This is a genomic window from Psychrobacter sp. I-STPA6b (assembly GCF_020662265.1).
Lineage (GTDB): Bacteria > Pseudomonadota > Gammaproteobacteria > Pseudomonadales > Moraxellaceae > Psychrobacter.
Genome location: NZ_VEWM01000080.1, coordinates 326,949 through 337,008, shown reverse-complemented (window position 1 = coordinate 337,008; position 10,060 = coordinate 326,949). Strand labels below are relative to the sequence as shown.

8 protein-coding genes are annotated in these 10,060 nt (G+C 39.1%); 4 read left to right on the top strand and 4 right to left on the bottom strand.

Going from position 1 to position 10,060, the window contains the following annotated elements:
• Positions 1-101: 101 nt before the first annotated feature.
• Entirely contained in the window at positions 102-1,151 is a 1,050-nt protein-coding gene (locus FHK88_RS11350) for an IS481 family transposase (protein WP_227429178.1), read from the top strand.
• 76 nt (positions 1,152-1,227) lie between these two features.
• On the opposite strand, the gene FHK88_RS11345 is transcribed toward FHK88_RS11350, so the two are convergent.
• Positions 1,228-1,971, bottom strand: a complete 744-nt coding sequence (locus FHK88_RS11345; RefSeq protein ID WP_227430855.1) for a hypothetical protein — start codon at positions 1,969-1,971, stop codon at positions 1,228-1,230.
• 187 nt (positions 1,972-2,158) lie between these two features.
• Here FHK88_RS11345 and FHK88_RS11340 point away from each other — a divergent pair, with 187 nt between their 5' ends.
• The gene (locus FHK88_RS11340) at positions 2,159-2,653 is read left to right on the top strand and encodes a hypothetical protein (protein WP_227430854.1); all 495 of its coding nucleotides are present in this window, start codon (positions 2,159-2,161) and stop codon (positions 2,651-2,653) included.
• A 47-nt stretch (positions 2,654-2,700) separates the two neighbouring features.
• On the opposite strand, the gene FHK88_RS11335 is transcribed toward FHK88_RS11340, so the two are convergent.
• The 3 genes from FHK88_RS11335 to FHK88_RS11325 form a co-directional block, all read right to left on the bottom strand.
• Positions 2,701-3,030, bottom strand: coding sequence for a DUF779 domain-containing protein (locus tag FHK88_RS11335; RefSeq protein WP_227430853.1), 330 nt, complete (start codon positions 3,028-3,030; stop codon positions 2,701-2,703).
• Between the two features lie 97 nt (positions 3,031-3,127).
• Positions 3,128-4,654 (bottom strand): aldehyde dehydrogenase family protein, encoded by a 1,527-nt coding sequence (locus tag FHK88_RS11330; RefSeq protein WP_227430852.1) that lies wholly within the window; start codon positions 4,652-4,654, stop codon positions 3,128-3,130.
• Positions 4,655-5,212: 558 nt separating this feature from the next.
• Positions 5,213-6,670 (bottom strand): DASS family sodium-coupled anion symporter, encoded by a 1,458-nt coding sequence (locus FHK88_RS11325; protein ID WP_227430851.1) that lies wholly within the window; start codon positions 6,668-6,670, stop codon positions 5,213-5,215.
• 314 nt (positions 6,671-6,984) lie between these two features.
• Between FHK88_RS11325 and FHK88_RS11320 the strand changes: the two genes are divergently transcribed.
• Complete coding sequence (locus FHK88_RS11320) at positions 6,985-8,790, top strand: helix-turn-helix domain-containing protein (RefSeq protein WP_227430850.1); 1,806 nt, start codon at positions 6,985-6,987, stop codon at positions 8,788-8,790.
• Positions 8,791-8,923: 133 nt separating this feature from the next.
• On the top strand, positions 8,924-10,033 hold the full coding sequence (locus FHK88_RS11315; RefSeq protein ID WP_227430870.1) for a type I glyceraldehyde-3-phosphate dehydrogenase: 1,110 nt from the start codon (positions 8,924-8,926) through the stop codon (positions 10,031-10,033).
• The last annotated feature ends 27 nt before the right edge of the window (positions 10,034-10,060 follow it).

Genomic DNA, 10,060 nt, shown 5'->3' with positions numbered 1-10,060 from the left:
TGTACTAGTCTCAACCTAATCTGACAATCACACTTTAAAAAAGAGTGTGTTACCCAAATTGATGAAGATGTCTAAACTTTATCAAATAAGGAATAACACACATGAACCATTCTAGCACAAATAGTAATCCAATCATCAAACACAGAGCAGGCTTACTAAACTTAGCTCAAGAGCTAGGTAACGTCTCTAAAGCTTGTAAAATAATGGGGGTCTCTCGAGACACCTTTTATCGCTATAAAGAAATGGCAGACAACGGCGGTATAGGCGCATTAGTGAATCAATCAAGGCGAGTACCTAACCTTAAGAATCGAGTTGATGAGTCCACAGAACAAGCTGTCATACAACATGCCATAGACTATCCTGCTCACGGTCAGCACAGAACCTCTAATGAACTTAGAAAAGTAGGTATTTTTGTTTCAGGCAGTGGTGTACGTTCTATATGGTTAAGACACAACCTAGAAAACTTCAATAAACGTTTAAAGGCATTAGAGGCAAAAGTAGAAGCCGAAGGCATCCTCTTATCTGATGAGCAAATATCAGCACTTGAAAAGAAAAAACTAGACGATGAAGCATCTGGTGAGATTGAAACAGCACATCCAGGCTACCTAGGCTCACAAGATACTTTCTATGTCGGTCATTTAAAAGGCGTTGGACGTGTTTATATGCAGACCTTTGTAGATACTTATTCGAAGGTAGCACATGCTAAGTTATATAATACCAAAACACCGATTACAGCTGCTGATTTACTCAATGATAAGGTATTGCCGTTTTATCAAGAGCATGAGTTACCGATGCTTAGAATATTAACAGATAGAGGTACTGAGTATTGCGGTAAGGTAGAACAACATGATTATGAGCTTTATTTGGCTATCAATGATATAGATCATACTAAGACTAAAGCCAAATCCCCGCAAACCAATGGTATTTGTGAGCGGTTTCATAAGACTATCTTACAAGAGTTTTATCAAATTGCTTTTCGAAAGAAGATTTACGATAATCTAGAGTCTCTACAAGCTGATTTAGATGATTGGCTTGTTTATTATAATTATGAAAGAACTCATCAAGGTAAGATGTGCTGTGGTAGAACACCTATGCAAACGCTTACTGAGGGTAAATCCGTTTGGGCACAAAAGAATTTAGCTCAAATATAACCTGACATCTTGACCGTCAATTTGGGGGTACTGTCAGATTAGGTTTGAGCTAGTACATATATAGGTATGCAAAAATTTAATATCTTTCTACTATTCCCCAACGATTACCATCATAGTTGGTATGCAGTCTAAATCCATAAAGCTGTGTTGGATTACTGTTCCAGTCATAAACTTGTGAACGTATAAAACGCAAATCACTCATATCTCGACGCAAAGAATATAGTTGATTGAGTTTTTCTAAGTTTGCTTTTTCCATATCGCTAATATCATCTTTTTGCAAAATATCATCATGCAAGCTAATGAAATAACATTGTGAGCCACCTTTTTGTGTATTGGTATAATAGCAGTAAACCGCATTATCGGCTTTTGAGTCATAACTGACATGGTCAGCATTGTTAGGAATAAAGGGCAGTAATTTTTCGTTGATGTTATCGACATGATATTTCATATTATATAAGTGGCATTCATTATTTATGGTGTTTGTATCATAGGTATAATAATTCCAAAATTTATTATCAGCATAAGTTTGATGGTATAAATGACGAAAATTTTGCATGTCTGCGGTGTTACCAATAATACGTAACGTGGGAAATTCAAAAGCATCACCCACTGACATTTTATAATCTAGCCCGAGCTGACTGGCAAGAATGGTTATTTGTTGTTGTCGACATAAATCATAGGTGATTAAAAGAAATTCATCTTTTTGCTGAGATTTATAAATAGCGTAAAAAATAATGATAAAAATAGTAAAGATTATTAGAAAAAAATATAATCTGAGTGACTTTGATTTTCTTTTTATTGAGGTGGTATTATTATTCATGGTTATACTCTTAAACTAAAATTCTATTATTAGCAAACTATGTCAATAATATCCACTCTAAAAGCTGGGTGAAGGTGCGATTAATATCGTCACTTGGCTAATTGAGTCTAAATCTTGGGTGATTAAGGCTTAAAAAGAATCAATAAAAAATAATATTGTTAGGGTAGTAACTATTAGGATAGTAACTATGTTGTATACAAATAGTAGTATGCAAGAGTTTTTAAAAAGTAAAAAAGATTTAATTGCTAAAAGTTCTTTAGATCCTATGTTATGGGAAGTAATTAATAAAGGTTTTTATCGATTAGAAGACTGTGTGTTTTTAAGAGAAATTTTTCCGAAGAATTATATGGACATAGATTTTGACCAAATATATGATTTGGCAATATATCGTGATTATTCTGGGCTTGAATGTGTTATCAATAAATTTCATATCGAAGATTTCATTCAAAATGATGTATTTATACAGGCTATCCTCTTTGCCAAACGATTTCGTATGCAATGGAAAAAACAATTTTTGAATCAGCCCATCACTACGATAGTTGGTTTCCAAGAGGATGAAATAGGTAAGTTGGCAACATTCACCTTTCACTGTAATAGAACCAATGAGATAGTTTATGATATTGATAATATTGAAAAATTTTCACAACCTGTATTTATAGAAGTAATGGATAACTGTTCTTAGCTTGAATGTATCTATTATCAGACTCATCAATACCAGTATGATAACATCTAGTCAACAGCACACACATCAGAGCGTACAATAAACCGCTTGCCTTCGGGGATTTCTAACGAAAAACTTGCTCCACGTCCATTGACCACATCAATGGTTAAATCGGTATGTTGCCATAGTTTATATTGAGCCTTATCCATATAAAAAGGGCAACCTTCTAGCTCACCGACCAACTCATCAACCGCACCGACTTTAAATTCACCGAGTGGATAACACATCGGCGAGCTACCATCGCAGCAGCCGCCAGATTGGTGAAACATTAGCTCACCATGCTTAGACTTTAATAAGGCTATTAGCTCTTTGCAGGCATCCGTTGCTATTAATTGCATAAGTTTTCCCCTAATTTTAATGAATAAAAAATGCAATCCATCAGCCGACAGATTGCATTTTAAATTTAACCGTTAGACACATAACTGTCGTAAGTTTCTAGAAGAAACCCTGTGCTTTGGTGCTATACGAAACCAAGATATTTTTGGTTTGCTGATAGTGGTCAAGCATCATTTTATGGGTCTCACGTCCGATACCAGACTTCTTGTAACCACCAAAGGCTGCGTGGGCAGGATAGACGTGATAGCAGTTTGTCCACACACGACCTGCTTGGATACCACGACCAAAGCGGTAAGCACGATTAATATCACGTGTCCATACAGCAGCACCTAGACCATACAAGGTATCGTTGGCGATTTTCATTGCTTCTTCATCATCTTTAAAGGTGGTGACCGCCAGTACAGGTCCAAAGATTTCTTCTTGGAACACACGCATGTCATTGGTGCCTTTAAAGATGGTAGGCTGCACATAGTAGCCTTCGCTTAGCTCACCGTCATGTTTGGCTTGCTCACCACCGACCAGCACTTCAGCCCCTTCTTTTTTACCGATGTCTAGGTAAGATAGGATTTTTTCTAATTGGTCAGAACTGGCTTGTGCACCAATCATGGTTTCGGTGTTCAGTGGGTTGCCTTGTTTGATGGCTTTCACCCGCTCGACACAACGCTCGATAAACTTGTCATAAATGCTTTCATGTACTAAGGCACGTGAAGGGCAAGTACATACTTCACCTTGGTTTAGGGCAAACATTACCAAGCCTTCGATGGCTTTATCAAGGTAGTCATCATCGGCGTCCATCACATCTTCAAAGAAGATATTGGGGCTTTTACCACCAAGCTCTAGGGTGACAGGAATGATATTTTCACTGGCATACTGCATGATAAGGCGACCAGTAGTGGTTTCCCCTGTAAATGCAACTTTGTTAATGCGTGGATTTGATGCCAGTGGTTTACCTGCTTCGACACCAAAGCCATTGACGACATTAAGTACACCTTTGGGTAGAATGTCTGCAATACCAATGGTGTCTAGCAAAAATAAGATAGATGCAGGGGTTTGCTCGGCAGGTTTTAAGATAACGCAGTTACCTGCAGCTAGGGCAGGAGCGATTTTCCAAATTGCCATCAAAATAGGGAAGTTCCAAGGGATAATCTGCCCGACCACACCAAGTGGCTCATGGAAATGGTAAGCAACGGTGTCTTCATCAATTTGACTAATACCGCCTTCTTGGGCGCGAATTGCCCCTGCAAAATAACGCAATTGGTCAACGGCAAGTGGAATATCAGCTGCTAGCGTTTCACGTACTGGTTTACCATTTTCAAAGCTTTCAGCAATGGCGATGGCTTCTAGGTTTTCTTCGATTTTATCAGCAATTTTTAGTAGGATATTGGCACGCTCAGTAACACTGGTTTTACTCCAAGATTCTTTGGCAGCATGGGCTGCATCTAGGGCTTTTTCGATATCAGCCTCTTTTGAGCGGGCAACTTGGCAGACCACTGCACCATTAATCGGGCTGGTGCTTTCAAAGTATTCACCATCAGCAGGGGCTACCCATTCGTTATTAATAAAATTGCCATATTTTTCCTTAAATTGTACTGGGCTATTTGAGGTGTTTGGATAATCATATTGCATGTTTTAATTCCTTATTGCTCGTTATAATAAAAAATAATTCCATAACTGCTGGTGTTGATGAGATTAGCACTTTAGCACTCTGATATTATGGATAGAGTGATGAGATGTGCCGTTTTTTGCAGGCAACCTATCCATGTTTATATATCATTGGAATTATTAGGGATTTTGTTTTAAATTGATAAGTCATTTATCATTTAACTGCCTTTTCATCGTACTAACTTTTTGGGCAAATAGATAGTCAAAATTGATAATTATTTTTATGTTTTTGTATAAAAAATATTTATGAGTTATTGCTAGGGTTTGTTGGTTATTTATCCTTAAGGTTAGAGGTGGCTATAAGCTATAAATAGCCATGTCTAGTTTTGTAGACTATATGAATAGAGCTTCATCAAAAATTTATTGTAGTTAGCTCAAGATAATGTAGCTACAAGCAAAACGAGGGAAGGTGTAACTGCTCTTATCTTGTCTTATCAAAGTAGGTACTACGGGCGAGATTATCTTTTACTTTTATGTAAAATTGGCAAAATTTTTCCTATAAAGATGAATGTTCAATAGACGTTAGTAATAACCCAGTATTTTCCACCAGATTAAACCACTACCAATCCATACAATCATATTGACCACACTCATAATGGCACCGACAATCCACCACTCACCTAATGTAGTGTAGCCAGAGTTATAAATTACGGGTGCTGTTCCTGTGGCATAGTGGGTCAGTGACATCATAATATTACCAGTTGCTGCTAGTATTAGTGCATAGAGCATTGGTGGTGCGCCAAGAGCAAGCCCGACCGCATAAAAGGCGGCGAACATCGCCGTAATATGGGCGGTGGTACTGGCAAAGAAGTAGTGAATATATAGGTAAACTAAGGTTAAGATTGCCACAGCGCCAACCCAGCCAAAGCCAGTGGTTGCAATTGCTGAGTTAATATTAGTAGAGAACCATTCAATCAAACCAAGCTTGTTTAAAAATGATGCCATCATAATCAGCGCACCAAACCAAACAATGGTATCCCAAGCGGACTTTTCTTTTAGGGCATCTTCCCACGTTAAGACCCCTGATAAGATAAGCAAGGATAAGCCTAAAAATGCAGTAGTGGTGGCATTGACTGCATAAGCATCACCAAAAATCATTGCTGGAATGTTTGCCCATAAAATTAGCATGAGTGCAAAAACACCGAGCATAATTTTTTCTTGGGTGCTGACCTTACCCAGTTTGGCTAAGTTTTCTTTGGCAAAGCCTTTGGCATCAGGTGTTTCTTTAATCTCGGGTGGATAGACCATGTATATGACCAATGGCATCAGCAAAATACACAGCATACCGGGTAGAAACATGGCAACTGCCCACGTTGTCCATGACAGTTGAATATCATTGCCTGTGGCTTTTGCGATTAAATCTACCACCAGTGGATTAGGAGCAGTGGCAGTGATAAACATACCTGAAGTGATGGGGTTGGTTTGAAAATTGACCAAGGATAAATAACGACCAATTTTATTTTGTGTACCTTCTTCTGGGGTAGAGTGAAAGCTATGGGCAATAGATTTCATAATTGGGTGAATGATACCGCCACCACGTGCGGTATTTGAAGGGGTGATGGGTGCAATTAACAGCTCGGCAATGGATAATGAGTAGGCAATCCCCAATGTTTTTTTGCCAAAGACTGAAATAAAGTAATAGGCGATGCGTGCACCCAGCCCTGTTTTAATCAGCCCTCGTGATATCATCACTGCAATACCAATTAGCCAAATAAGTGGGCTAGAAAAACTGGATAGTGCGTCATTAATTGCCCCTTTGGGGGTTTCGTTGGTTACTCCTGTAATGGCGACGAGCATTACTGCAATAATTGCAATCGCACCAATAGGTAAAACCTTGCCAATAATAGCTGCAATGGTAGCGACAAATAGTGCTAATAAATGCCACGCATCAGGGCTGACACCCTCAGGTACAGGAATAACAAACCAGATAATCAAGCCAATTAAAATAGAGATGACGGCAGGGATGGGCTTAAATGGCATATTGAACCTCTTAGTAGATGGTTTTTGTCATTATTATTTATGTATGGTCAGTGCTATTTATAAATTTGAATGATTTTTATCTATTGTATTAATAGGTACATCAGCTATGATGCCTTAAATCCATATTAAAAACAATGAATTTAAGTTATTTATTTTAAAAGGATTTTATAAAATTTTGTCGAGTCTATGAGAGGGTTTGTTCACCAGTTGTCACACAAAGGTATAATTATACTGGTGGCATTTGTTATCATGGTCTGTGTGGCAATTTATCAATCAAACTATTCCTTTAAAATTAAGCGTGCTGGTCATTTTCTATGCGTCAATCTACTGCTCTAGATATTCTTAAAACTGGTGAAAATGTTTTTTTAACAGGTTCAGCAGGCTCAGGTAAAACTTATACATTAAACCAATATATCCATTATTTGCGAGCACGCCGAGTTCCTGTTGCCGTTACTGCCAGTACAGGTATTGCCGCCACTCATATGAGCGGTATTACCATTCATAGTTGGTCGGGTATTGGTATTAAAGATAGCTTAAGTGAGCGTGATTTAAGTAATCTGAGTCGTAAGCGTTACTTAGCTGAGCGTATTAAAGAGACAGCAGTATTGATTATTGATGAAATCTCCATGCTACATGCTAAACAGCTAGATTTAGTTAATCAGGTACTAAAACATATTCGCCAAACGGAAGCCGCTTTTGGTGGGATTCAGGTTGTAGTGGCGGGGGATTTTTTTCAGCTTCCGCCTATTGGGACACGTGAAGAAACCAATCGTGATAAGTTTGCCTTTATGTCAGCTGCTTGGCTGGAAGCAAACTTTCATATTTGTTATTTGACAGAGCAGCATCGTCAATCGGAAATATCTGTAGAAGAAGGTTTGTCCTTAGATATCATTTTGAATCAAATCCGTCAGCAACGCATCACTTACGAAGCGATTGATACGCTTAATGCGACAAAGTTTCAAGATATCCACCATAACCGCACACGCCTGTATACACATAATCTAAATGTGAATAAAATTAATGAGCGTGAGCTGGACGCTTTGCCATCAGATGCTATGACGTTTAGTGCCAGTACATTTGGTGATAGCAAGCTGGTAGAGACTCTAAAAAAGAATGTACGCACTTCTGATGAGCTGGTATTAAAAGTTGGCGCAAAAGTGATGTTTATCAAAAATAATAATGAGCTTGGCGTATCAAATGGCAGTATGGGAGAGGTGATTGCTTTTGCCCCCGTAAAAGCCGATAAGCCTGATGGTGATAAGCTTCCTGTTGTAAAGCTGAATAATGGACAAAAAGTCACAGCAGAAATAGAAGAATGGATTATCGAAGATGAGAACGGTGAAGTGCTGGCAAGTTATAGTCAAGTGCCTCTATGCTTGGCATGGGCGATTACTATTCATAAGTCACAAGGAATGACCCTAGAGACGGCTGAGATAGACTTATCAAAGACCTTTGAGCTGGGTCAGGGTTATGTGGCATTGTCTCGTTTAAAATCTTTAGATGGGCTACAGCTTTTGGGAATGAACGAGCTAAGCCTCCAGCTTGACCCATTAGCCAGAGGTGCAGACAGACGTTTTTTAGAGCTGTCTGATGAGGCAGAAAGTGCCTATGCTTTGTTAGATGAAAATAGCCTAAGCAATACACAAAATAACTTTATTCTCAAATCGGGTGGCACACTCAGCCAAAGTGCGATTGATGCTTATGAATCCATGCGTAAAAAAAGACAAGAAAAACTCAAGCGCCAACATGAAAAAAAAGAGCAATTGAGTAATCAAGTCAGTGACCAGTCCAGTAGTACATTGTTAGAGACCCGATTACTGTTAGAAGAGAGCCTGAGCATTGCTGAAATTGCACAAGCAAGGGGGCTGGCACAGTCTACAATTATGCGCCACTTAAGTCGGCTTAAAAAACAACATCCTGAATTGGCTTGTGAACACCTGCGTCCTAGTGATGAGGTTATGACAAAAGTGGGAAATGCCTATGTTGCCATTAAGGTGGCAAACGACCCTAATGACTTTAATGATGATGGTAGTATCAAGCTCAAACCTATTTTTGAGCATTTACGAGAGACCATTGATTATAATACCATTCGTTTAGCACTGATATTTATTACAGAGTAACAACTGGTATTGATACCGCATATGCTATCCATATAACACAGTGCTAAAAACACGGAAATAAGTCTTTATTGGTTAATTTTATTAAATTAAAGAGAATCTTTTGTCTACTCATAATCTACATCCCACAATAGCAATGCCCACTGTATCGTCTTTGAGTCCCACATCAGCGATTAAGAGTGATATCACGCAGCCATTAAGAATTGCAATAAATGGCTTTGGTCGTATTGGTCGCAATGTTGTACGGGCATTGATTGAGCGCTTTGAAGTGTTGGGTAAATCAGTGTATATTGTAGCGATTAATGATGTCGCTGATGCTCAGACGCTATTACATCTACTTAAGTTTGACAGTACACATGGTCGATTAAGTAACAGTGGTGTAGACGCAAGTCTAACTGAGCAAGATGCTCAGTACATGCTATGTTTGCGTAAAGCCACACGTCGCTATGATATACAAATGCTTGCCGTAGCTAGTCCAGAAAATCTACCGTGGCAGTCATTAAATATTGATGTGGTTTTGGAATGCACAGGGCATTTTCGCTCTTATCAAGATGCCAAAAAACATCTAGATGCAGGTGCTAAGCAGGTGATTATTGGTGCTGCACCGTTTGATGATATTGATGCTTGCGTGGTGATGGGTGTCAATGATGAGTTACTTACACGTAAGTTGCCTATCATCTCTAGTGTGTCTTGTACCACACAGGCATTAGTCCCATTGATTCATGTTTTAGACACAGCGTTTTCGATTGAGTCGGTGATGATGACAGAAATACATGCTGTCACTGCTGACCAAACTGTACTTGACCAAGCGCACCGTGATTTACGTCGTGCTAGGGCATCTGGGCATAACATCATTCCGACCACATCTAGCAGTATTGCCGCTACTGAGCGGGTTTTGCCTCAGATGCAAGGTCGGATTAATGGACATTCTATTCGAGTTCCTACCATTGATGTCGCTGCCATTGATGCGACGTTTGTCTTTCAGCAACCCGTTAACTTAACTCATCTACGCCAGACCTTGATGCTGGCGTGTCAGGGACGGTTAGCAGGTATCATGGACTATACTGATGAGCCATTGGTCTCCAGTGATTTTATTCATCAGTCAGAGTCATTGATTATTGATGGGCAACAACTAATGCAGGTAGGTAGCCAGTTTAAAGTCTTTGCTTGGTATGATAATGAATGGGGCTATGCCAACCGCTTGCTCGATATGTGTTTATACCTCAGCCAATGCGATAACAAGTAGGGTTGGTAGTATGTCAAGGTTTGGGAT